This is a genomic window from Amycolatopsis sp. NPDC088138, from assembly GCF_044741685.1.
GTDB lineage: Bacteria > Actinomycetota > Actinomycetes > Mycobacteriales > Pseudonocardiaceae > Amycolatopsis.
Genome location: NZ_JBIUTB010000005.1, coordinates 735,123 through 756,856, shown reverse-complemented (window position 1 = coordinate 756,856; position 21,734 = coordinate 735,123). Strand labels below are relative to the sequence as shown.

The 21,734-nt window shown below is 72.1% G+C and carries 19 protein-coding genes; 10 read left to right on the top strand and 9 right to left on the bottom strand.

Translation table 11 applies throughout. From position 1 onward, the window contains the following. Positions 1-2: 2 nt before the first annotated feature. The 3 genes from ACIOD2_RS30070 to ACIOD2_RS30060 are packed head-to-tail and all read right to left on the bottom strand — an operon-like array spanning position 3 to position 6,775. Entirely contained in the window at positions 3-4,484 is a 4,482-nt protein-coding gene (locus ACIOD2_RS30070; RefSeq protein WP_400545208.1) for a hypothetical protein, read from the bottom strand. A gap of 9 nt (positions 4,485-4,493) precedes the next feature. Then, a complete protein-coding gene (locus ACIOD2_RS30065) occupies positions 4,494-5,294 on the bottom strand; it encodes a hypothetical protein (RefSeq protein ID WP_247049175.1) in 801 nt (266 codons plus the stop codon). After that, on the bottom strand, positions 5,294-6,775 hold the full coding sequence (locus tag ACIOD2_RS30060) for a hypothetical protein (RefSeq protein WP_400545203.1): 1,482 nt from the start codon (positions 6,773-6,775) through the stop codon (positions 5,294-5,296). Before ACIOD2_RS30060 ends, ACIOD2_RS30065 begins: the two co-directional genes overlap by 1 nt. Positions 6,776-6,837: 62 nt before the next feature. Here ACIOD2_RS30060 and ACIOD2_RS30055 point away from each other — a divergent pair, with 62 nt between their 5' ends. The 3 genes from ACIOD2_RS30055 (at position 6,838) to ACIOD2_RS30045 (ending at position 10,660) form a co-directional block, all read left to right on the top strand. After that, complete coding sequence (locus ACIOD2_RS30055) at positions 6,838-7,275, top strand: PPOX class F420-dependent oxidoreductase (protein WP_400545200.1); 438 nt, start codon at positions 6,838-6,840, stop codon at positions 7,273-7,275. 62 nt (positions 7,276-7,337) lie between these two features. Continuing rightward, positions 7,338-8,282 (top strand): oxygen-dependent coproporphyrinogen oxidase, encoded by a 945-nt coding sequence (hemF, locus tag ACIOD2_RS30050; RefSeq protein WP_400545197.1) that lies wholly within the window; start codon positions 7,338-7,340, stop codon positions 8,280-8,282. 305 nt (positions 8,283-8,587) lie between these two features. After that, positions 8,588-10,660: a PQQ-dependent sugar dehydrogenase gene (locus ACIOD2_RS30045; RefSeq protein ID WP_400545194.1), complete on the top strand. Its 2,073-nt coding sequence runs from the start codon at positions 8,588-8,590 to the stop codon at positions 10,658-10,660. A 46-nt stretch (positions 10,661-10,706) separates the two neighbouring features. On the opposite strand, the gene ACIOD2_RS30040 is transcribed toward ACIOD2_RS30045, so the two are convergent. Further along, the gene (locus ACIOD2_RS30040; protein ID WP_400545191.1) at positions 10,707-11,081 is read right to left on the bottom strand and encodes a hypothetical protein; all 375 of its coding nucleotides are present in this window, start codon (positions 11,079-11,081) and stop codon (positions 10,707-10,709) included. A 104-nt stretch (positions 11,082-11,185) separates the two neighbouring features. On the opposite strand from ACIOD2_RS30040, the gene ACIOD2_RS30035 reads away from it, so the two are divergent. Further along, positions 11,186-12,313 carry a hypothetical protein gene (locus ACIOD2_RS30035; RefSeq protein ID WP_400545188.1) on the top strand — a complete coding sequence of 376 codons (1,128 nt, stop codon included), beginning with the start codon at positions 11,186-11,188 and terminating at the stop codon, positions 12,311-12,313. Here the strand turns inward: ACIOD2_RS30035 and ACIOD2_RS30030 are convergent. Continuing rightward, positions 12,288-12,896 (bottom strand): TetR/AcrR family transcriptional regulator, encoded by a 609-nt coding sequence (locus ACIOD2_RS30030; RefSeq protein WP_400545185.1) that lies wholly within the window; start codon positions 12,894-12,896, stop codon positions 12,288-12,290. The two genes, ACIOD2_RS30035 and ACIOD2_RS30030, sit on opposite strands and share 26 nt — an antisense overlap. 73 nt (positions 12,897-12,969) lie before the next feature. On the opposite strand from ACIOD2_RS30030, the gene ACIOD2_RS30025 reads away from it, so the two are divergent. From ACIOD2_RS30025 to ACIOD2_RS30010, 4 genes are all read left to right on the top strand, one after another. After that, positions 12,970-13,845, top strand: a complete 876-nt coding sequence (locus ACIOD2_RS30025; RefSeq protein ID WP_400545182.1) for a sterol desaturase family protein — start codon at positions 12,970-12,972, stop codon at positions 13,843-13,845. Between the two features lie 97 nt (positions 13,846-13,942). Beyond that, a complete protein-coding gene (locus tag ACIOD2_RS30020; RefSeq protein WP_400545179.1) occupies positions 13,943-14,314 on the top strand; it encodes a hypothetical protein in 372 nt (123 codons plus the stop codon). Beyond that, the gene (locus tag ACIOD2_RS30015) at positions 14,295-15,497 is read left to right on the top strand and encodes a caspase family protein (protein WP_400545176.1); all 1,203 of its coding nucleotides are present in this window, start codon (positions 14,295-14,297) and stop codon (positions 15,495-15,497) included. The genes ACIOD2_RS30020 and ACIOD2_RS30015 overlap by 20 nt, the downstream gene beginning before the upstream one ends. Before the next feature lie 5 nt (positions 15,498-15,502). Next, positions 15,503-16,420 carry a transporter substrate-binding domain-containing protein gene (locus ACIOD2_RS30010; RefSeq protein ID WP_400545173.1) on the top strand — a complete coding sequence of 306 codons (918 nt, stop codon included), beginning with the start codon at positions 15,503-15,505 and terminating at the stop codon, positions 16,418-16,420. Between the two features lie 54 nt (positions 16,421-16,474). On the opposite strand, the gene ACIOD2_RS30005 is transcribed toward ACIOD2_RS30010, so the two are convergent. Beyond that, positions 16,475-17,518, bottom strand: coding sequence for a glucosyl-3-phosphoglycerate synthase (locus ACIOD2_RS30005; RefSeq protein ID WP_400545170.1), 1,044 nt, complete (start codon positions 17,516-17,518; stop codon positions 16,475-16,477). 182 nt (positions 17,519-17,700) lie between these two features. On the opposite strand from ACIOD2_RS30005, the gene ACIOD2_RS30000 reads away from it, so the two are divergent. Both ACIOD2_RS30000 and ACIOD2_RS29995 read left to right on the top strand, forming a co-directional pair. Then, complete coding sequence (locus tag ACIOD2_RS30000; protein WP_400545167.1) at positions 17,701-18,036, top strand: DUF6086 family protein; 336 nt, start codon at positions 17,701-17,703, stop codon at positions 18,034-18,036. Next, positions 18,033-18,893 (top strand): hypothetical protein, encoded by an 861-nt coding sequence (locus tag ACIOD2_RS29995; protein WP_400545164.1) that lies wholly within the window; start codon positions 18,033-18,035, stop codon positions 18,891-18,893. The genes ACIOD2_RS30000 and ACIOD2_RS29995 overlap by 4 nt, the downstream gene beginning before the upstream one ends. Here the strand turns inward: ACIOD2_RS29995 and whiA are convergent. From whiA to rapZ, 3 genes are read right to left on the bottom strand one after another with little or no spacing between them, the layout of a single operon-like run. Next, the gene (whiA, locus tag ACIOD2_RS29990; RefSeq protein ID WP_323330482.1) at positions 18,856-19,851 is read right to left on the bottom strand and encodes a DNA-binding protein WhiA; all 996 of its coding nucleotides are present in this window, start codon (positions 19,849-19,851) and stop codon (positions 18,856-18,858) included. The genes ACIOD2_RS29995 and whiA overlap by 38 nt on opposite strands. Next, a complete protein-coding gene (gene yvcK, locus ACIOD2_RS29985; RefSeq protein ID WP_400545161.1) occupies positions 19,851-20,837 on the bottom strand; it encodes a uridine diphosphate-N-acetylglucosamine-binding protein YvcK in 987 nt (328 codons plus the stop codon). Before yvcK ends, whiA begins: the two co-directional genes overlap by 1 nt. Position 20,838: 1 nt before the next feature. After that, complete coding sequence (gene rapZ / locus ACIOD2_RS29980) at positions 20,839-21,696, bottom strand: RNase adapter RapZ (RefSeq protein ID WP_003101350.1); 858 nt, start codon at positions 21,694-21,696, stop codon at positions 20,839-20,841. Positions 21,697-21,734: the final 38 nt, after the last annotated feature.

The window sequence follows — 21,734 nt, the reverse complement described above, 5'->3', positions numbered from 1 at the left end:
CGTCACGCCGATTGTTCGTCCTCAGCGGAATCGGCGGCATCACCGGCGTCGGGGTCGAGGACGTCCCCGACCCGCGAGAACATCCGGGTCGCCGAGAGGCGCGCGACGCCGTCCGGGTCGCCGAGGTCGTCCAGGGAGTTGCGGACCGTCGAGTCGACCGACAGGTACTTCCGGCCCGCGCGCAGGTCGGCGTCGTTGCGCAGCCGGACGATCAGCGGGAACTCCGAGAGCGCACCCGCGTCGAACAGGCCCGTCGTGTAGATCAGCTGGACGCCCAGCGCCTCGGCCACCGCCCGCTGCAGCTCCAGCAGGTACCCGGCGGACGCGCGGCCGATCGGGTTGTCCAGGAACAGCACGCCGGAGTGGCGGTTGCGGACCTTGCCGCGGTTGTTGGCGCGCAACGCCGCCAGGGTGCAGTAGAGGATGATCGCCGCGGTCAGCTGCTGGCCGCCGGAAAACACGTCCCGGATCTCCGAGACGCGCTGGCGTTCGGTGCGCAGCACCGAGTCCGGCTTGAGCATGTCGACGCGGAAGCCCTTGGGTGCCGCGGCCCGGACCCCGCGCAGCACCAGGGAAAGCCCGTCGCGCTTGACGTCACGGCCGTCGGCGGTCTTGCCCACCGCGGCCTCGTCGACGACCTCGCCGAGCTTCTCGGTGAGCGCGTTGTCCTCCAGCTCGGTGAACCGGATGCGCAGGAACTCCTGGCCGGACCAGTCGCCGAGGCCGTCGGGCAGCCGCGAGACGCGCTGGGCCGAGCGCAGCTGCCGGAGCGCGCCGTCGACCATGCCCTGCAGCCGGGTGATGATGCCGCCGCGGTGCCGGTCGATCTGCGCGAGGTCGTCGGTGAGCGACCGCAGCCGCGGCCGTAGCGCCTCCGCCCACTCGGCGGCGTGCGCGGGCAGCTGGTCGCGCTTGACCGAAATGACCTGCTGCCGCACCGGCGTGCTCAGCTTCTCGAAGCGCTTCTCCGTCGCGTACTGGGCCAGCTGGTCCGCGGCCTCGCGCACCCGGCGGTCGCCCGCGTCGGCGGCGTCCTGCGCCTCGGTGAGGGTCGCGTTGAGCCGCGTGTGCTGGGCGCGCGCGGTGTCGACGTCGCCGTCGTAGGCGTCCGCGTCCTTGTCGGTGACCAGGTGGGCCAGGGAGTCGGCGAGCAGCGAGAACCCGGACGCGGAGTTCCGCGCGGAGTCCAGCGTCTCTTCGGCCGCCGCCCGGCGTTCCTGCAGCTCTTCCCACTTCCGTGCGGCGACGGACACCTCCAGCCCGGCGGCGTCGATCAGCTCCAGGCCGTGCTCGATGTCGCGCGGCTTTTCCCCGTTGACGCCGTTCTGCAGCGGCAGCCCGTCCAGCTCGGCGCGCCTCGTCGAGACGAGCCCGATCGCTTCGGTGCGCTCGTCTTCGAGGCCGTCGACGACCCGCCGGGCGCGCGCGAGGGCCGCCGCGCGGGCGGACGCGTCGGAGCCGTCGGGCGTCTCCAGTAGCTCGGCGGCGGTGGCACGGACGGCTTCGTCCAGCGACTCGACGGCCGAGCCCGCAGCGGCTTCGGCCGACTCGGCCTGCTCCAGCTCGGCCCGCAGGTCGCTGCCGACCTCGACCTTCGCGTACGACTCGGACGCCGACAGGTACGTCCGGCGCAGCGCGTCGACCGGCTCGGCCGGCACCGGGCCGTCTCCCGCCTCGGCCGCACCCGGCACCTCGGCGAGTTCGGCACGGGCGGTGGTCGCCGTCCGGCGGTGACCGTCGGCCGTGCGCTGCTCCTCCCCCGCCTGTTCCCGCAGCCGCGCGGCCTTGCCGGCGGCGTCGGACGCCTGCAGGTCGGCGCGCTCGGCCACCTCGGTGGCGCGCTCGACGTCCTCGGTCCACTCCGCGATCCGGGCGCCCCGTGCGGCGAGTTCACCCAGCTTCCGCGCCCGCTCCTCGGACTCGGCCGCCGCGGCCCGCAGCTCCGGGACGCGCTCGCGCAGCGACGCCGTCTTTTCGCTCAACCGCGCGAATTCCGCCTCGGCCTGCGTCAGCGCCGTGCGCGCGGTCTCGCGCGCGGTGCGAGCCGCCTGGGCCTGCTCGGCGAGCGTCGCGATGGCACCGGGCGGGTAGTCCTCGCGCCACGTCGTGAGCTTCCACGTCAGGGCACCGTCCGCGGAATGCTTGGCGGACAACGCTTCCAGCCGCCGTTGCCGCTCGGTGTTGCGCCGGGCGACGGCTTCCCGCTCGGCGTCCGCCGCTTCTTCGTCGTACATCGCGGGGTTCGGCGGCACGAGGAACTCGACGCCGGGCGCGGCCGCCGCCTCGGCCAGCAGGGCCTCGGTGGTGCCGACGGCGATGATCGCGCTCGGCAGCAGCCGCCGCGTCGTCAGCACCTCGCGGGCCCGGTCGGCGTGCGCGGCGTCGTTGAGCAGGACGCCGGAAACCAGCTGCGGCAGGCTTTCCAGCACCTCGGCGCGCCGGGCGGCGTCCAGTTTGGACAGATAACGCCAGCCGGACCACGCGGTGATCCCGGCTTCCTCCAAGGCGTCGAGGGCGGCCTGGACGTCCTGCGGTGGCGGCAGCAGCCCGCCGGAGCCGAGCGCGGACAGGGCCCGCTCGTCGGCGGACTCCTCCATCCGCAGCGCGGTCTGCTCCTTCTCGACGGACGCGCTCGCCTCGCGCAGCCGTTCCAGCAGCATCGGAAGGTCGCTCTCGAGGGCGACGTCGTCCGCGCCGAGCAGCTCGACCAGGCGGCCCTCGGCGGCGAGCGCGTCGGTACGCCGGTGGGCGCGGTCGAGGTCTTCAGTGGCGCGCTCGAAGCGGTCCTGGGTCGTCCCGGCGAGCTGGTGCGCCTCGTTCACGGCCCGTTGTGCCGCTTGGAGATCCGCCGCGACGCGGTCGAGTTCCTGCTCACGGCGGCTCAGCTCGGCAGCCGCGGCTTCGGCGGCCGAACGGGCCGCTCGCGACGTGTCCGCGACGTCGGCGCCCGAGGACAGCAGCCCGCCGCGGACGGCGTTCTGGACCTCTTCGCGCAGCTCGGTGATCCGCGTGGTCAGGCCGCGAGCCTCGGCGCGCCGCCCGGCCGCGAGGTTGGCGGCCTCGTCGCGTTCGGTCTGCGCCTTCTCCGCTTCGGCGCGCAACGCGCCCGCGTGCGCCTCGGCCTTGTCGGCCTGGCGCTGGGCGTCCTGCGCCAGCGACTGCAGGCCCCGGGCCAGCGCGGCCGCGGCGGTGTTGCGCGCCTGCAGCGCCGGGCGCGCCTTCTCCTCGCGGCTGCCGACCAGCTCGCGCAGGTCCTTCGCCTTGCGGGCGGAGTTCAGCTGGTTGAGCACGGTGGCCGTCTCGCGCCAGGCCTCGGCCGCCGTCTTCGCCTCGGCCAGTTCGGCGTCGACGCGCTTGCGGGCCTCCTGGGCTTCGTCCAGGCGCAGCACCGCGACCAGGCGGCGCAGTTCGGTGACCCCGGCCGCCAGCCGTCGATGGTCGCCCTCGGCGAGCTTCTCCGCGGTCTTGACCTCGGAGACGTGGTCCTCGAGCCCGGACAGCCGCGCGTTCTCCAGCTCGTTGCGCGCGACGACCCGGCCGGCCAGCGCGGCCATGTCGGCCTTCGCCGCTCCGGCGATCTTCCGCGACGCCGCCGCGACACCTTCTTCAGCAGCCAGCGGCCCCAGCAGGTCGAGAGCGCCGGCGACGAAGTCGCGTTCCGACAACAGGTCCCCGCGTTGCGCGAGGTTGTGCGAATAGGTCGAGACGACCTCGGCGAGGTCCTTCGGCTCGTCTTCGGAGACGACGGCGCGCAGCAGGAACTCGACGAACGCCTCGTCGGTGTTGAACGCGAACGCGTCCGCCGCCTCACCTTCGCCCGCGTTCATCGCGCGCTGGTAGCGGAACAGCTCGGTGTCGAGGCCGAGGGTGTCGAGGCGGCCGGTCCACTCGTGGTGGCGGCGGGTCCAGGACAGCTCCAGCTCGGGCTCGGCCAGCTGGGCCGCGGCGAGCTTGTCGTGGAAGCCGGACATGGTGAGCAGCCGGCCCTCGGCCGTCATCGGCAGGGAGTCGAGGCCCAGCGCCGAGGTCGGGCGGAAGCAGTACCAGGAGTCGGCCAGGTTCTCGGAGTCGGCGGAGACGACGTGCCCGCGCCACTCGGAGACCTTGCCGGTGATGATCCGGTGGCCGGTCTCGACGTGCAGCCACTCGAGCACGACGTGCGAGACGTCCTTGGCGGCGACGAACTTCTCGAGCACCTTGGTGCTGGTGGTGCCGACGACCTGGCGGCGGCCGGGCAGCATCACCGAGAAGATCAGCTTGATGAGGACGGACTTGCCGCCGCCGTTCTCCAGGAACAGCACGCTCGCCGGGGACGGGCGGCGCAGCTCGGCGGGGCCGGTCGCATGGATGCCGGCGCTGAACAGCGCGTCCTGCTGGGGCGCGGTGATCTTGGCGCCGACGCCGCTGAAGTCGAGCACGACGTCCTGGTAGCGGGCGCCCGCCGGGCCCACGGAATGCAGGCGGACCCGTGAAAGCTCGTACATCTACTCCCCTTAGAGCGTGTCGGAGGACGTCGCGCGCAGCGTGCCCCCGTCGTTCGCGACGGCCACGACGTCCAGCGCGAGCAGGTCGTCGAAGGCGGCGTCGGCGGCGAGTTCGCGGACCTGGATCTGGTAGCGCGGTGTGGTGCGGTAGGTGCCGCCCTGCTCGTCGCTCACCGGGACCAGGAAGCCCTGGTCGGCGAGGAAACGCAGCGCGCGCGACACCATGCCGCGGGTGGTGTCGGCGGCGAGGCGGCCGTCCTTGGTGGCCGCCGCGGCCGGACGCCTCGTATATGCGCGCCAGGCCTGTTCCAGCTCGGGCGCGTCGGCCAGGGGGTCGTTGTTGGCTTCGGCCTGGGCGGCGCGTTCGTCGAGCATGCGGGCGGCTTCGCGGACCATCGCGTCGACCTGTTCGACGCTGACGCGGCCGATGTAGGTGTCGTTGGCGAGGTCGTCCGGGCGCGGGTAGCCGAGCGCGGCGGCGGCGAGGTGGATGAGGCCGTGCAGCACCTTCTCGGTGTCACGGCGCTCGCGGATCTTGGCCTGGCGGGCGTAGGAGTCCATCTTGATCTCGAAGACGGACTCGTCGGTGGCCGCGAGCACCGCGCCGGCCTGCTGGTTGACCTCGAGGACCATCAGCCCGAGCCCGGAGGCGACGGCGTGGGTGAGCGCCTTGAACGCGTTGTCCTCGCCGTAGCGGCGCACGAGGTCGCCGTAGACGACGTCGCGGGCGGGCAGCTGCTTGGGCCGCATGCCGAAGGCGACCAGCCGGGCCGCGGCTTCGGCGTCCACGCTGCTGTGGGACAGCGCCATCAGGCGACCTCCTCGTTCTCTTCTTCGTCGGCGCGCTCGACGGCCGCGGTGGACAGGAGCAGGTCGGCGCCGCCGAAGTCCGGGTCGTCGAGCAGCGTGCCGTCGTCGACGGCCAGCAGCACCGAGCGGTCCCCCTGGCGCCGGGCGGCGCCGATCCCGGGACTGTATGCGTGGACCGCGCGCAGCGCGACCAGGGCCGGGAGCCCGGGCTGGCGGCTGCGGCGGGCCTCTTCGAGCAGGCCGGACAGCCGTCGCGGCACCTCGGGCAGGTCGAGCAGCTCGTCGGCGCGGCGCCAGATGTCGTCGCCGAACTTGTCGGTGACGTCGGCGGGCATCAGCTCCGGCTCGGGGATCTCGCCGACCAGCTGGTCGCGCTCCGGTGCGGGCCGCAGGAGCAGCGAGACGAGCGACGAGAGCGACGGCACGACCGGCGCGGAGATGCCCGCGACGGCGTGGAAGAAGTGCTCGGCCGGGGTGACGGCGTCGGCCAGCGGCAGGCCCAGGGTGGGCACCAGGAGCTGGCCGAACAGGTCGAGCGTCGCGCGCTGCGGCGGGCCGGAGAACTGCTGGCGGTCCTGCTCGGCGCGGAACACCGCGCCCGCGTCGGCCAGCCGGGACTGCAGGCGCGTGTGCCGCCGGATGCAGTCGCCGACGATGTCGACGAGCTCGGCCGCGCGGCGCTTGCGGTCGAGGTCCTCGGTCTCGTCGCGGGCGGTGGTGATGTTCTTGAGGATCGCGTTCTCGGCGCGGAAGCGGGCTTCGATGTGGCTCAGCGCGCTGTCGAGCAGCTCCGGGACCTCGCGTTCCCAGTCGACGGACCGGACGTCGCGGCGGGTCGCGTCGAGCTTCGCGCGCAGCACCTCGCCGTACTGGACGGTCCGGTAGCGTGCCTGCTCGGCGGCCAGTTTCGCGTCGGCGAGCCGGCCGCGGTTGATCAGGTTCTCGAGCTTCACCTCGGCGGCGATCTGCGCCGATTCGACGTCGGTGTCGAGGGCGCCGACGAGCACGTTGATCGCCTCGTCGGTGGCGCGCAGGTAGACCTCGCCGCCCGGGGCGGCCAGCTCGACGAGCAGCTTGAAGTCGAACTGGCGGCGCTGGTAGCCGCCCGGCCCCATCGAGCCGTAGACACGCCGGAAGCCGCGGTCGGTGGTGCCGACGTTGATCAGGTTGTCGAGCACCCACTTCGCGACGCGGACGTGCTCCTCCGGCATCCGCGACGGCGCCTGGGCCGCGATGAACGGCAGCAGCCGGTCGATGACCTCGTCGTGGCCGGCGCCGGTGTCGAAGTCCATGGCGATGGTGACCTGGTCGATCGTGTGCAGCGCGATCTCGGCCATCTGGTAGATCGTGGCGTCGGCCCAGTCGAGCTTCGCCTTCCGCGCGTCGAGGTCGTGCAGCGGCGCGGTGCAGGCCAGCGCCTTGAGGCGGCGCGTCAGCCCCTCGTCGGCCAGGCCCTGGCCCCCGGTCTCGTCGTCTCGCACAGCAGGCCAGGCTAGTCGGCCACCCTCTGCACACGCGCGGGTGACAGGTTAACGTCGCTCTCATGCGTGAGATGAGCCGTGAAGAGTGGTGGAAGTTCGCTTCCGAAGGCACCCGTACGGGCATGCTCGGCCTGGTCCGGGCCAACGGCGCCCCGATCGTGACGCCGATCTGGTTCCTGCTGAACGAGGGGCCCGACGGTGACGAGCTGATCTTCAACACCGGCACCGAGACGCTGAAGGGCAAGGCGATCACGCGCGACGGGCGGATCTCGCTGGCCGTCGACGACCAGCGCCCGCCGTTCTCCTACGTGCAGTTCACCGCCGAGGCGCGGCTGACCCACGACCACGACGAGATGCTCGAGTGGGCGACCCGCATCGGCGGCCGGTACATGGGCGCCGCCCGCGCCGAGGAGTACGGCAAGCGCAACGCCGTCCCCGAGGAGGCACTCGTCCGGGCGAAGATCACGAAGGTGATCGCCCGGGCCGAGATCGCCGGCTGACCGGCCGGATTCCCGCCCCCACCTGCGGATCGCTGCTAATCTCGCGGTGGGGGTGGGGATTCATGCTTTCGGGTGGGAACAGCAGGCGCGAAGCCGTGACGGCAATGGTGAACGCCGGGCAGCGGGAGCTGGTGGCCGAGCTGGAACGGCTGGACGGCGGGGCCCGCTTCGGCCGGTCCGGCTGGGAGCGGCCCGGCGGGGGCGGCGGGCAGGCGCGGCTGCTGGAGAACGGCGACGTCTTCGAGCGGGCCGGCGTCAACTGCTCGGCGGTACACGGCGAACGCCTGCCCGAGACGGTCGCGCGCCAGCACGGGCTGGACCCGGGCAGCGGGTTCTTCGCGACCGGGCTGTCGGTGGTGGTCCACCCGCGCAACCCGTACGTGCCGGCGTTCCACGCCAACTTCCGGTACTTCGAGTCCGGCGGCACGTGGTGGTTCGGCGGCGGCGCGGACCTCACGCCGTGCTACGGCTTCGCGGACGACGCGGTGCACTTCCACCGCGCCCTCAAGACGTACTGCGACACCTTCGACCCGGCCTTCCACGCGCAGGCCAAGCGCGCCTGCGACGAGTACTTCACGCTGCCGCACCGCGACGAGACGCGCGGCGTCGGCGGCATCTTCTTCGACCACCTGCACCCCGAGGGGCCGGACGGCTGGCACCGCGCGGCGGCCTTCACCGCGGCGGGCATCGCCGCGATCGCCCCCGCTTACCTGCCGATCGTGCGGCGCCGCAAGGACCTCCCCCACGGCGACCGCGAGCGGCAGTGGCAGCTCTACCGCCGCGGCCGCTACGTCGAGTTCAACCTGGTGCACGACCGCGGCACCCGGTTCGGGCTGCAGACCGGCGGTTACGTCGAGGCGATCCTGATGGCGCTGCCGCCGCTGGCGCGCTGGGAGTTCGAGCTGACGCCGGAGCCGGGCAGCCCCGAAGCGGCACTGGGCGAATTCCTCGTGCCCCGGGACTGGGCGGGCGAAACCGCCGCTCCGGAAACCCGGGTAGCAGGCTGACCGTCGCCGTTCCCCAAGTCGCACTTTCGCTGGGAAAGATGCTCGTTCCGGGCCCCGAGGCCGAGCTTTCACAGGGAAAGATGAGTTTGGTGGAACTCGGGCTTCAGAGTGTGGGGCCCGGCGCTTCGGCGGAGGCCGCGCAAACCCCGTCGCGCTGGGCCGTCCGGGCGCTTCCGCCCCGCTGAGCGGGAAGCCGGTTTTCACCGTGGGTGAGCGCGTGTGTCCGGTATTGACACGACCCGCTCGCAGGGTGTGTGATCTGTCCCATAGATAGGAAACTTTCCTAACTATTTCTGGGAGGTCCCGTGGCACCCCGCCCACCGTCGCGCGCGGCCCTGGCCGGTATCGCCGTCGCGGCGCTCGCCGGCACCGCGATGTCCCCAGTAAACGCTTATGCCGCAGCCGCTGTGGACTACGAGTCCGAGAGCGCCGTGATCTCCCAGGGTGCCGTCGAGTCGAACCACGCCGGGTACTCCGGCACCGGGTTCGTCAACTTCGACAACGTCGCCGGGAGCTACGTCGAGTACTCCGTGAACGCCGCGCAGGCGGGCACGCACACGCTGACCTTCCGCTACGCCAACGGAACCGCCGACAACCGGCCGGTGAAGCTGGTCGTCGACGGCGGTGACAAGGGCACCGTCGACTTCCCCGCCACCGGCGACTGGACGACGTGGAAGACCGTCACCGCGACCGTGCAGCTGACCGCCGGGGTCAACAAGGTCCGCACCGCCGCGACCACCGCCAACGGCGGGCCGAACGCGGACAAGCTCACCGACACCTTCACCGCGCCGACCGACAGCGAACCACCGTCACCACCGTCGAACCTCGCCGCGAGCACCATCCTGCCGACCGCGGCGACGTTCACCTGGACCGCCGCGACCGACAACGTCGGCATCGTGCGCTACGAGATCAACCGCGGCGGCAACATCCTCAAGACCGTCGACGGCAACACGACTTCGGCGACCGTGGACAACCTGACGCCGAACACCGCCTACGACATCTCGGTGGGCGCGTACGACGCCGCGGGCAACCCGTCGCAGCAGAGCAACGTCGTCGCCTTCACCACCCCGCCGAGCAACGACACCACGCCGCCGACGGTGCCGGGCAGCCTGCGCTCGACCGGTGTCACCGCGAACAGCGTTTCCCTGGCGTGGAACGCTTCCACGGACAACGGCGGCACGATCACCGCCTACGACGTCTTCCAAGGCGCTGCGAAGGTCGCGTCCACGACGTCACTCACCTCGACGGTCACGAACCTGAGCCCGAACACGTCCTACACCTTCACGGTGAAAGCCCGTGACCCCAACGGGAACAGCTCGGCCGCGAGCAACGCGGTGACCGTGAAGACGAGTGTTCCGGGCGGCGCCGGGGGCATCCCGGAGTACGACAAGGACATCACGAAGGTCGACCTCGGCTGGGCGGCAGACTTCCTGCCGAACGGCAACGCGCTGGTGACCGAGCGGGACCGGTTCGAGATCCTGCTCGTGACGCCGTCCGGCCAGAAGACCACGCTGGGCCAGGTGCCGGGCGCGGTGACCACCACCGGCGAAGGCGGCGTTCTCGGCCTCGCGATCTCGCCGAACTGGGCGAGCGACCACGCGGTCTACGTCTACCACACGGCTTCCGGCGACAACCGGATCGTCAGGATGACCTACGACGGCACCACGCTGTCCTCGACGTCGACGCCGGTGCTCACCGGGATCGCGAAGAACCGCTACCACAACGGCGGCCGGATCAGGTTCGGCCCGGACGGCAAGCTCTACGCCACCGTGGGCGACGCGAAGAACAGTGACAACGCGCAGAACAAGAGCTCGCTCAACGGGAAGATCCTGCGGCTCAACAGCGACGGTTCGGCGCCGAGCGACAACCCGTTCTACGCCACCGGAGGCAACGCGCGGTACGTCTGGAGCTACGGCCACCGCAACCCGCAGGGCCTGGCCTGGGACTCGCGCGGCCAGCTGTGGGCAGCGGAGTTCGGCGAGAGCAGCCTGGACGAGCTCAACCTGATCCAGAAGGGCGGCAACTTCGGCTGGCCGAGCTGCGAAGGCACGCAGGGCAGCTGCAGCGGCTTCATCGCGCCGAAGAAGACCTGGCCGACGTCGCAAGCCGGGCCGTCCGGCGTGGAGATCGTCAACGACTGGATCTACATCGCCGGCGTCACGGGCAAGCAGCTGTTCGCCACCCAGATCACCGCGGCGGGCACGGGTGTCGGCACGGTGTCGACGCTGTTCTCCGGCCGCTGGGGCCGGCTGCGCTCGGTGACGAAGACGCCCGACGGCGGGCTCTGGCTGACGTCCACGAACAACGACATGAACGGCGGCACGCCGACGGTCCTGGACAACGTGATCGTGCGGCTGAAGTTCCCCGCCGCCCCCTGACCGCGGCTGGGGTGACCGGAGCGGCGCCGGTCACCTCAGCCGCGCTTCACACCGGCTCGGCGGTGACCCGCTCGAGGTGGGCGTCCACGTCGAAGCCGTGCTCCTCCAGCCGGCGGCGGGCGAGCAGGCGTTCGTCGGCGGTGAACAGCGTCTCGTACTCCGGGCGGAGCATCGTCGCCTCGGAGCTGCGGGCGAGCTGGTTCTTCTCCCAGAGCAAGGCGAACCCGCCCGCGGTCCCGGCGCCGCGCAGCAGCCGCCGTGCGGCCTCGACACCGCCGTGCTCGCGGACCATTCGCTCGAATTGGAGCGGCCGGTAGCCGTAGTCGGTGGCGAGGACGCGGCAGCCGTCGAGCAGGTCATCCGTGAACCGCCGGGCCAGCCGCCGGTCGGCGACGGGGACGGTTTCGGGCAAGTCGGACATTCGACACCTCTCGACGGGACACTATCTTGTTGAGTCGCGCGAGAGCCCCGTTTCGCTACGCCGTAGCGCCGGAAACTGTCGGTGCTTTGTGCCAGGCTGCGGGCATGCGCACCGTGGTCCACGGCGATGTCCACGTCCACTATGGACAGATCTACGTGCTCAGCGAGGGGGATGATCCGTTCGAAGGCGACCTGACGGCGTGTTTCGCCGGGCAGCGCAACGGGCTGTGCGGCGCCGCGTCCCCCGGGGTGTTGTTCCTGATCACCGGGCTGCACACCGGGACCGTGGGGTTCACCGCCGAGGTGCACGACACCGAGCCGCCCGACGCCGGCGGGGAGGACGTCGTCGAGGCACCGTTCCGCGTGGAGGGTCCGGCCCGGCTGGAGACCTGGGGCGGCGGGGACTGGTGGGACCTCGAACTGCCGCCGGGCGACTACCGCGTCCGCTACGGCGGTTACGGGATGGACGCGGGCCGCGAGCTCGACACCCGGCTGGACGGCGAACCCGGGCAGGACCGCTACCTGCTGCAGTTCTGGCCCGCACCACCGGCGCCTGACATCGTTGTCCGGCAGCACAGCGCGATCGCCGCGTACTGGCACGGTTTCGCGCGGGAGCAACCGACATCCGAGGAGCACGCGGCGGCCAAGGCGCGCGTCCGGGAGGCGCGTGAGCGCGAGGAAGCGGAGGCCCACGCGCTGGCCCGGCACGAGCGGCTGCTGCGGGAGTGGGGTGGTTCCCTGCCGCCCGAACGCCTCCTGAACCTGCCGCACACCCTGCGTGAACTGGCCAAACAGGACCGCGGGTTCATCGCGGACGCGACCGGTGCCGCGCCGGAGGTGCAGCACGCACTGGCGCGCCGGCTGGCCCGTCACGCGTTCTCGGTGGCCGGCCTGGACGGCGTCGCCTGGATCGCCGAGGGGTTGCGCGCGCTCGACGAAGGTCGCGCGCTGCCGCCGCCGTTCGGCGAGCGGGCGGCGGCGTGGGACCGCCTGCTGTCGGATCCCGACGTGCCGCACACCCTGGTCCGCACCCCGGACGGGCGGCACGACAACGCGCTGCAGCAGGCCATGGCGTTCCCGGCGATCTTCGCCGCGGCGAAGCCGGACCCGTTGCAGGCGTTGGGCGAGACGCTGTCGGCGGCGTTGGTGACCCACGGCGGCGACAGCGCGGCGCTGTTCACCTGGGCACGGGTGGCCCTCGCCGAGCTCACCAGCCGAACAGGCGGTCCATGATCCGGGCGCAGCGGGCGGTCATCGCCGCCGCGTCCTCGTCCGGGCGGTCGATCCACCAGCTGATCAGCGAGTCGACCACACCGGTCCAGACCTGGGCGATGGCCTCGATGTCGACCGGGTCGGCCAGGCCACGGGACGTCATCAGCTGCGTCGCGCCGAGGAGGGCGAAGGCGTCCAGCCGGTGCCGGTAGTCCGCGGCCGCGGTGGCGATGTCGCCGCTGCCCGGCACGGTCGCGTCGCGCAGGAGGCGCCAGGCGTAGCGATCGTGGTCGAAGGTCGTGAAGATCGCCGAAAGCACCTTGAGCGGCATCCGCTCGGGCTCGCCGCCGGCGGCCATGGTCGTCGCGACACCCTCGGTCAGCCGGTCGCCCGCGCGGTGCAGGCAGGCGAGGTACAGGCCGTCCTTCGAGCCGAAGTACTGGTACAGCAAGGGTTTCGTAACGCCGACCCGGCGCGCGATCTCGGCCATCGACGCGCCCGCGTACCCCGCCCGGCCGAACTCCTCGGTCCCGGCGACGACGAGCTGCGCCTCGCGCTCTTCGCGGGGCATGCCCTTGGTCCCCACCGGTCTTGACTCCGTCACGGTCCAGACCCTACCGTGCGTGAAGTGACCCTCGGGTAAGTTACCACTAGGTCAGATCACTCTAGGAGGCGACGTGGCCGAGTTCCTGGCGCACCTGCGCGACCCCGTGCTGTTCGCGGTACCGGTGTTCCTGCTGTTCGTGACGATCGAGATCGTCGCCGTGCACGTGCTCGGCCACGACGACAACGTCATCGGCTACAGCCCCGCCGACACCCGCACGAGCATGCTGATGGGCACGGTCGCGGTCGGCGTCAACGCGCTGTTCCGGCTGGTGATGCTGGTCGTCTTCGCGGCGCTGTTCGAGCTGGCGCCGGTGCGGTTCGACCCGCGCGACTGGTGGACGTGGGTGCTCATGCTGCTGGGCCAGGAGCTGGTGTTCTACGCCTACCACCGGGCGAGCCACCGCGTCCGGCTGCTGTGGGCCGGGCACCAGGTGCACCACTCGAGCGAGCACTACAACTTCTCGACGGCGCTGCGCCAGAAGTGGACCCCGTACTTCCAGCTGCCGTTCTGGTCGGTGCTGGCGCTGTGCGGGATCCCGCCGTGGATGATCCTGACCGGCCTGTCGATCGACCTCGTGTACCAGTTCTTCGTGCACACCGAGAAGATCGGCAAACTGCCGCGCTGGTTCGAATACGTCTTCAACACCCCGTCCCACCACCGCGTCCACCACGGCAGCGACGCGGAATACCTCGATGCCAACTACGGCGGGATCTTCATCCTGTGGGACAGGCTGTTCGGCAGTTTCGTACCGGAGGGCAAGCGCCCGACGTACGGGCTGACGAAGAACGTCGGCTCGTACAACCTGCTGAAGGTCGGCTTCCACGAGTACGGCTCGATCCTGCGGGACCTGCGCGGGGCCCGGAACTGGCGCGAGCGCACGGGTTTCGTGCTCGGACCGCCTGGCTGGCAGCCCGCCGGAACCCGCGCGCTCGCGAACGCCGGGTGACCGCGCGGGTGTAACACCGGGGACGGCCGTCCGACTGGAGGAGGTGCACCCGCCGGGACCACGGCGGGCTCCGCCGAGACGATCACCCGGGAGCGCAGTGACGATCGCCATCACCTTCGAGGGCAGCACCGGCCCCGACGACCTCCCCGGATGGCTGGCCCTGGAAGAGGATCTGCGCGGCCGGCTCCGGACGATGTCCGGCCAGGCCGCCCCCGAAACCATGGGCTGGGACGTCGTCGTCGCGGCGGCGGTCGCCGCGGTGCCCGTCCTGGCGCGCTCGATCTGCGGGTACCTGGTCGAACGCGACCGGCTGCGGAAGGGCGACCTGCACCTCTCCTACACCGACGACGGCCGAGAGGTGAACCTCCGCCTCACCGGCGCCACCGACCCGGCCGCGCTGGCCGAAACCCTGCTGGCGCACCGTTCGGTGACCATCACCGAGGACGGCGATGCGCCTTCCCGTCCCTGAGTCCTCGCACGCCGTCCTCATCGGCACGACCACGTACTCGGGCTCGTTCGCCGCGCGCCCGCTGCCCGCCGTGGCCAACAACGTCACCGACCTGGCGGCCGTGCTCACCGACGAGCAGTACGGCGGCTTCCTCGCCGAGAACTGCACGTCGGTGCTGGACGAGGACGACCGCAACGCGATCCTGCGGGCGGTCCGCGCCGCCGCGGCGCGGGCCACCGACGTCCTGCTGGTCTACCTCAGCGGGCACGCGCTGCCGAAGGAACTGGCGAGCAACGAGATCCACCTGCTCCTGCCGGGCAGCGACGACAGCGGCGAGGACTTCTGGTGGAACCACGCGCTGCCGTACTCCGACATCCGCAGGATCGTCCGGGAGAGCCAGGCCGCGTGCCGGATGGTCGTCATCGACACCTGCTTCAGCGGAAGGGCGCTGGCCGAAGCGATGGGCAAGGCCGACGGCGAGGCGTTCGTCGTCTCCGGTTCGTACGTGCTGGCCTCGGCCGGCAGCAACATCCACGCCGTCGCACCGGCCGGGGCCCGGTACACCGCGTTCACGGGGGTGCTCATCGACCTGCTGACCAACGGCATCGACGACCCGTCGCCCGAGCTGTCGCTGCCCCGGATCTTCCCCCGGCTGCGCCAGACCCTGCTGTCGGCCGGGTACCCGGAACCCGATCACAGCGCCACCAGGACGGTCGACCAGAAGGCCGTGGTCCGCAACCGGGCCGCGCTCATCGCGCGGGACCTGGCGCCCGACGTGATCACCGACCTGGGCAGCGACGTCAACACGATCATCGTGCGCGGCCTGCAACGCCTGGAGGACCTCTACGACCAGGGCACCCGGTCGGTGCGGGACCGGATCCGGTCGGAGGTCCTGCGGTTGCTCGACCACGACAGCAAGATCGTCTCGCAGGAGGCCGGGCGCCTCTACGACCTCATCCGCGCCTGGGAGGACGATCCGGGCGGGCCCGCCGAGCCGAAGCGCCCCGGGCGCCTGCGCGGCGCGCTGACCGACCCGTGGCTGGGCGCGTCCGCGGTGGTCCTGGCGCTGGTCGCGGGCGCGGTCCTGTGGTGGACCGGCCTGCCCGCCGGGCTCGCGGCCGCGGTGGCGGCCCCGCTCGCGCTGCTCGGCTACGCGGCCGCGATCGCGGTCGCCGTGTTCTCCACGCCTCCCGAGAAGGACTGACAACGATGCGGAAACGCGCACTCGCCCTGAGCTCGGCGGTGCTGGTGGTCGCGGTGGCCACGACCATCGCGGCGATCACCCTGCACCCCGGCCCGGGCCCGGAACCCACGCCGTCCGCCGCGGCCGCGGCTTCGACCGTGCCCCAGGCCGCCGTCTCCGGGACCGAGCTGTGGCCCGTCGCCGGCAAGACGCTGCGGGTCGGGTTCAACGGCGAGATCCCGGGGTGGAGCTACCCGGACACCGACCCGAAGGGTTTCGACGTCGACCTGGCGCACTACCTCGCCGGGCAGTTCGGCTTCACGGTCGTGCCGGTGGCGCTCACCCCGTACGACCGGGAAGGCGCGCTGCTGCGCGGCGAGGTCGACCTGGTCGTCGCCAACTACTCGATGGACGGGAACAGCACGACCGACCCGAGGAAGAGCCGCCGGGACTTCGTCAGCTTCGCCGGGCCGTACTTCATCGACCGGTCCGGGCAGATGGTCGACAGCGGCAAGCTGGCGGCCATCACCGGCCAGACCAAGCTGCTCTACCCCCGGCACACCTGCGTCACCAAGGGCACCACGGCCGCGGACAAGCTCGGCGCCCAGGCGAAGGACACCCTCGCCGAGTGCCTGGACCCCTTCCTCGACGTCGACGACCGCCAGTTCGACGCCGTGGAAACCGACGAGGCGATCCTGCTCTCCGTCGCCAACTTCAAGAAGGCCAAGGTCGACCCCGCCTACTGGGACAACGGATCCCTGGTCAACCCGAAGGAGTTCTACGGGGTGGGCCTGCGCAAGAGCGACTCGAAGGCGTGCATCGAGTTCACCACGAAGATCCAGGACTTCGTGCACTCGGACGCCTGGCAAACCTCCTACGACGCCCTGCACATCAAGACGACCATTCCGCACCGTCCGGAGCGCACGGACCACCCGTACTGCTGAAGGATCGCCCGCCGCGCTCCCGAGGGCTCGCGACGGGCGATCACCGGACAGCGCCTACGCGGTGTCCTGCAGGTCCAGCTCGTTCTCCGGGCGCAGCGTCACCGGCAGGCTCGCCAGTGGCTGGCGCTGCGGGGACGTCAGGTCCGTCAGCACCAGTTCGCGCTCGACGCCGTCGGTGGACGTGCCTCGCTGGAACTGGGCCAGGATGGTCGCCGGCGGGATGGCCGTCACCAGGCGGCCGTAGCGTTCCAGGCGGTCGAACAGGGTCTGCATGATCTGGCCCGACATCCGGCCCAGTGCCTGGGTGCTCTGGTGGCGGTGCACGCGGTGGCCCAGGTCGACCTGGGCGAGCGCGTCGAGGCCGCGCAGTTCCAGCAGGTCGATCAGGTGGCCGATCTCGACGCCGTAGTTCACGACGAACGGGATGCTCTCCAGCACCTCGCGCCGGCCGGCGTACTCGCCCGCCAGCGGCTGGACGAAACCCGACAGCTCGGGCCAGAACATGTTGATCAGCGGCCGCGCGACGAGCTCGGTGACGCGGCCACCGCCCTCGGGCTCGCTGCCCGCCGCGCCGTTGAGCGGGCGGTGGTAGAAGCCCTTGACGTAGGCCACCGACGGGTCGGTGAGCAGCGGGCCGAGCAGCCCCGTGACGTAGTCGGTGGTGAAGTCGTACAGGTCGCCGTCGACGAAGACCACCAGGTCGCCGGTCGTCGCCGCGACGCCCTTCCACAGGGCCTCGCCCTTGCCCTGCAGCCCGTCGAGGGCCGGGAACACGGCGTCCTGCGCGACGACCCGCGCGCCGGCCGCCGCGGCCACCTCGGCGGTGGCGTCGGTCGAGTGGCTGTCGACGACCAGGATCTCGTCGACCAGCCGGTGGTTTTCGTGAAGTTCTTCGCGGATGGCGGTGACGATCGCGCCGACCGTCGTCTCCTCGTTGCGCGCGGGGATGACCACCGAGACGGTCGTGCCGCGTTTGGCTTCGACCAGCTGTTCCGCGGTCCAGTCGTCGGCCCTGCTGCTGCGCCGGGCGAGCCAGGTGCCGACCTCCGGCGACACCTGCAGCTGCGCGCGGTCATTGCTGTTCCGGCTCGTGCGCATGCGTTCCCCTTCCCTCGTTCGGCGTACTCCCTCCCGACCGAGGTTCGACGCGCCGCGTTTCGGCGACCACTCCCCCGTGCTACCGGGGTGTTACGAGTTCGACCGGACGGCACCGATCCCGTTAACCGCACCGGACGGAAACCGGCTGACCAGCACGGCCCCGCGCCCTAGGCTCACCGCCGATGAGCCAGTACCTCACGATCGACGGCCACTGCGTGTGGAACCCGGCCAACGGGCCCGGTGACCCCGACGACCACCCGATCGACGGCCCGGTCTTCGCGGAGTTCGCCGACGCCCTGGTCGCCGGGTACCGCGCGACCTCGCACCCGATCAGCCGGGCGTTGCTCGAAGGGTTCGTGGCGACGGCCGCCGTCCTGGCCCGCCGCGGCGGCTGCGCGCTGCCCGCGCTCGACGGCCCGGCGGGGACGTCGACGCGCGACATCCCCGGTGGCGGAGCGGCGGGACCGGATCGGCTGGCGGAGCTGATGGCCGAGTACGCACGGGCGATGCCGGCGTGATCGAGCCGAACCGGCCGTTCCGGTGGGACCTGCTGCGTCCCGACCACCTCGGCTCCCTCCTGGACGGGGTGCCCGAGCCCGATCTGTGGTTCCTCGACGACCTCGCCGACTGCGCCGCGAAGGTGCTCGCGCGGTCCGGGGACGGGGACCTGTACTTCGTCGGCCGGTCCGGGGACTCCGTGTTCGACCTGCTCGGCGGCGCGCTGCCGGACCCGGCGCGGCTGCACCTGCTGCCGCTGTCCACCGCGTTCGTGGACCACCCCCTCTTCGACCGCCTCCACCCGGCCGAGGTGGCGCAGCTGCGGGCGAACCTCGCCGCGCACGGGCTCACGCCCGGCCTGCTCGCCCGGGGGTCGAAGCCGGTCGTCCTCGTCGACGTGGTGTCGTCCGGCGGGACGTTCGGGAAGCTGCTGGACATCCTGCGGGACTGGGCCGCCGACGAAGGCGCGGACCGGGCCGCGATCCGCCGCCGGCTCCGGATCGTCGGCTTGACCCGGCGCACGCACACCAGCCCGAACACCCGGCGCTGGCAGCAGCACGCCGGCTGGGCCCAGGACGTGACGATCCGGAACGTGTCCGTCGAGACCGCCCTGTTCGGCTACCTCGCCGACCGCCAGCAGAAGCTCACGCGCTCCTTCGGCCGGGACCTGTGGGCCGCCGAAGGGGTCCGCTCCCCCGGCCGCGACCACCGCACCCGGCGGGCGCTGGCCGAGGCGGTCGCGATCGTCGAAGCCGGACGCTCACCGGCCGTGCGCGCACAACTCGCCCGTGTGCTGCGCCGCGAACCCGCGATCGCCGAACCCTGGCTGCGGGACCTCGTCAGGCGTCTTCCTCTTCTTCCAGCATCTCCGGGGTGACCGCGGACTCGGTGTCCGGGATGCTCAGGTCCTTCGCCCGCTTGTCCGCCATCGCCAGCAGCCGGCGGATGCGGCCGGCGACCGCGTCCTTCGTCATCTGCGGGTCCGACAGCTGGCCCAGCTCCTCCAGCGACGCCTGCCGGTTGGACAGCCGGAGCTTGCCCGCCGCCAGCAGGTGATCCGGGGCGGTGTCGCCGAGGATCTCCAGGGCGCGCTCGACCCGGGCCGCCGCCGCGACGGCCGCGCGGGCCGAACGGCGCAGGTTCGCGTCGTCGAAGTTGGCCAGCCGGTTCGCCGTCGCGCGGACCTCGCGGCGCATCCGGCGTTCCTCCCACTGCAGCACGCTCGCGTGCGCGCCCAGGCGGGTCAGCAGCGCGCCGATCGCGTCACCGTCGCGGACCACCACGCGGTCGGCGCCGCGGACCTCGCGCGACTTCGCCTGGATGCCCATCCGCCGGGCCGCGCCGACGAGCGCCAGCGCCGCCTCCGGACCCGGGCACGTCACCTCGAGCGACGACGAACGGCCCGGCTCCGTCAGGGAACCGTGGGCGAGGAACGCCCCCCGCCACGCCGCTTCCGCGTCGGCCACGCCGCCGGACACCACGGCCGCGGGCAGGCCGCGCACCGGGCGGCCGCGCTGGTCGATCAGCCCGGTCTGGCGGGCCAGGCCTTCCCCGTCCTTCACCACGCGCACCACGTACCGCGTCCCCTTGCGCAGCCCGCCGCTGGCGGTGATGACGTGGACGTCCGAATGGTGGCCGTAGAGCTCGTGGATCTCCTTGCGCAGCCGTCGCGCGACCGAGCCCGTGTCCAGCTCCGCCTCGACGACCACCCGGCCGGCCACGATGTGCAGCCCGCCGGCGAAGCGAAGCAGCGACGCGACCTCCGCCCGGCGCGGCCCGACCTTCGTGATCTCCAGCCGGCTCAGTTCGTCCTTCACCGCGGCGGTCATCGCCATTACTGCCCCTCCCTGCCTTTCGCTCCTCCCCCGTGCTCCCCGCCCCTGCCGAGACCGAGAGCCTCCCGCATGCATCGCGCGAGCGCATCAGGATCATGCCGTCCCGCCACTTCCGGGTCGCCCACCGCCCCCAGGTGGGCCCGGCCGCCGAGCCGCTCGGCCGCGCGCCGGAGATTCGCCGGGTCGGGGACCGAATCGCGGTCCGCGATCACCGCGTCCACCCGCAGATCGGGTGCGTGCTCGGAGAGTACGTCGAGGTGCCGCTCCGGTGAGAACCCGGCGGTTTCCCCCGGCTGGGGGACAAGGTTGAGCACGAGCACCTTCGTCGCCGACGTCTTCACGAGCGCGTCGTGCAGTCCGGGCACCAGCAGGTGAGGTAAAACGCTCGTGAACCACGAGCCCGGGCCGAGGAAGACGACGTCGGCGTTCAGCACCGCCTCCACCGCTTCGGCACAGGCGAGCGGCGCCCGCCCACCCGGCGCGCGCAGGCTGACGCGCTGCACCTGCCCCGGCGTCGAGGCCACCGCGACCTGGCCGCGGATCGTGCGCAGCGCCGAGGGGTCTTCGCTGTCGAGGCCGCTGACCTGACCTTCGATCTCCAGCGGCTCCGGGGACATCGGCAGCACCCGGCCGGAGACGCCCATCAGCCGGCAGGCCTCGTCGAGCGCGGCGACCGGATCGCCGAGCACCTCGAACAGCCCCGCCAGCAGCAGGTTCCCGACCGCGTGCCCGGCCAGCGCGCCGTCACCGCCGAAGCGGTGCTGGAACACCTCGGCCCAGAGCGTGCCGCCGTCCTCCGCGGCGAAGGCGGCGAACGCCTGCCGGAGGTCGCCCGGCGGCAGCAGGCCCAGTTCGCGCCGCAGCCGGCCGGACGACCCGCCGTCGTCGGCCACGGTGACGATCGCGGTGACGTCGGGGGTCACCCGCCGCACCGCGGACAACGTGGCGTGCAGTCCGTGGCCGCCCCCGAGGGCGACCGCCCGCACGTTATTCACGACCAAGGTCGCGGTGCACCACCTTCACGGCCATTCCGTCCTCTTTGGACAGACGCTGGGCGAGCTCGACCGACAGCGCCACACTGCGGTGCTTCCCGCCGGTGCAGCCGACGGCCAGCGTCAGGTACCGCTTGCCCTCGCGCTTGTAGCCGGCGCCGATGAGCCGCAGCAGCTGGTGGTAGCGGTCGAGGAACTCCTCGGCCCCCTCCTGCGAAAGGACGTAGTTGCGGACCTCGCCGTCGAGGCCCGTGTGCTCGCGCAGCTCCGGGATCCAGAACGGGTTCGGCAGGAACCGGACGTCCATCACCAGGTCCGCGTCCATCGGCAGGCCGTACTTGTAGCCGAACGACAGCACGGTGACGCGGGTCTGGGTGCTCGCCTCGGAGCCGAACGCGTCCTCGATCTTGGCGCGCAGGTCGTGCACCGACAGCGACGACGTGTCGAGCACCAGGTCGGCCTCCTCACGCAGCGGCTCCAGCAGCGTCCGCTCCGCGGTGATGCCGTCGGCGAGCCGGCCGTCACCCTGCATCGGGTGCCCGCGCCGGACGGCCTCGAAGCGCCGCACCAGCACGGCGTCGGTCGCCTCCAGGAACAGCACCCGCGGCTTGTAGCCCCGGGCGTCCAGGTCCTTGATCACCGAGGCCAGGTCGTCGGTGAACGCGCGCGAGCGCACGTCCATGACGACGGCGACCTTGGTGATCGCGCCGCGCGCCTGCGCGCCCAGCTCGACCATCGTGGCGATCAGCTCCGGGGGCAGGTTGTCCACGACGAACCAGCCCAGGTCCTCCAGGCACTTGGCCGCGGTGCTGCGGCCCGCCCCGGACAGCCCGGACACGACCGCGACCTCCATGCCGGACCCGCGGATCTCCTCTTGCGCACTCACAGTCT

What these genes read in the sequence shown, in the direction of transcription:
- ACIOD2_RS30055 (WP_400545200.1), top strand. Translation starts at nt 6,838, where the DNA reads ATGCGTGAGATGAGCCGTGAAGAGTGGTGGAAGTTCGCTTCCGAAGGC.
- ACIOD2_RS30065 (WP_247049175.1), bottom strand. Translation starts at nt 5,294, where the DNA reads ATGGCGCTGTCCCACAGCAGCGTGGACGCCGAAGCCGCGGCCCGGCTG.
- ACIOD2_RS30035 (WP_400545188.1), top strand. Translation starts at nt 11,186, where the DNA reads ATGCGCACCGTGGTCCACGGCGATGTCCACGTCCACTATGGACAGATC.
- rapZ (WP_003101350.1), bottom strand. Translation starts at nt 21,696, where the DNA reads ATGGAGGTCGCGGTCGTGTCCGGGCTGTCCGGGGCGGGCCGCAGCACC.
- ACIOD2_RS30070 (WP_400545208.1), bottom strand. Translation starts at nt 4,484, where the DNA reads ATGTACGAGCTTTCACGGGTCCGCCTGCATTCCGTGGGCCCGGCGGGC.
- hemF (WP_400545197.1), top strand. Translation starts at nt 7,338, where the DNA reads ATGCTTTCGGGTGGGAACAGCAGGCGCGAAGCCGTGACGGCAATGGTG.
- ACIOD2_RS30010 (WP_400545173.1), top strand. Translation starts at nt 15,503, where the DNA reads ATGCGGAAACGCGCACTCGCCCTGAGCTCGGCGGTGCTGGTGGTCGCG.
- ACIOD2_RS30015 (WP_400545176.1), top strand. Translation starts at nt 14,295, where the DNA reads ATGCGCCTTCCCGTCCCTGAGTCCTCGCACGCCGTCCTCATCGGCACG.
- ACIOD2_RS30000 (WP_400545167.1), top strand. Translation starts at nt 17,701, where the DNA reads ATGAGCCAGTACCTCACGATCGACGGCCACTGCGTGTGGAACCCGGCC.
- ACIOD2_RS30005 (WP_400545170.1), bottom strand. Translation starts at nt 17,518, where the DNA reads ATGCGCACGAGCCGGAACAGCAATGACCGCGCGCAGCTGCAGGTGTCG.
- ACIOD2_RS30040 (WP_400545191.1), bottom strand. Translation starts at nt 11,081, where the DNA reads ATGTCCGACTTGCCCGAAACCGTCCCCGTCGCCGACCGGCGGCTGGCC.
- whiA (WP_323330482.1), bottom strand. Translation starts at nt 19,851, where the DNA reads ATGGCGATGACCGCCGCGGTGAAGGACGAACTGAGCCGGCTGGAGATC.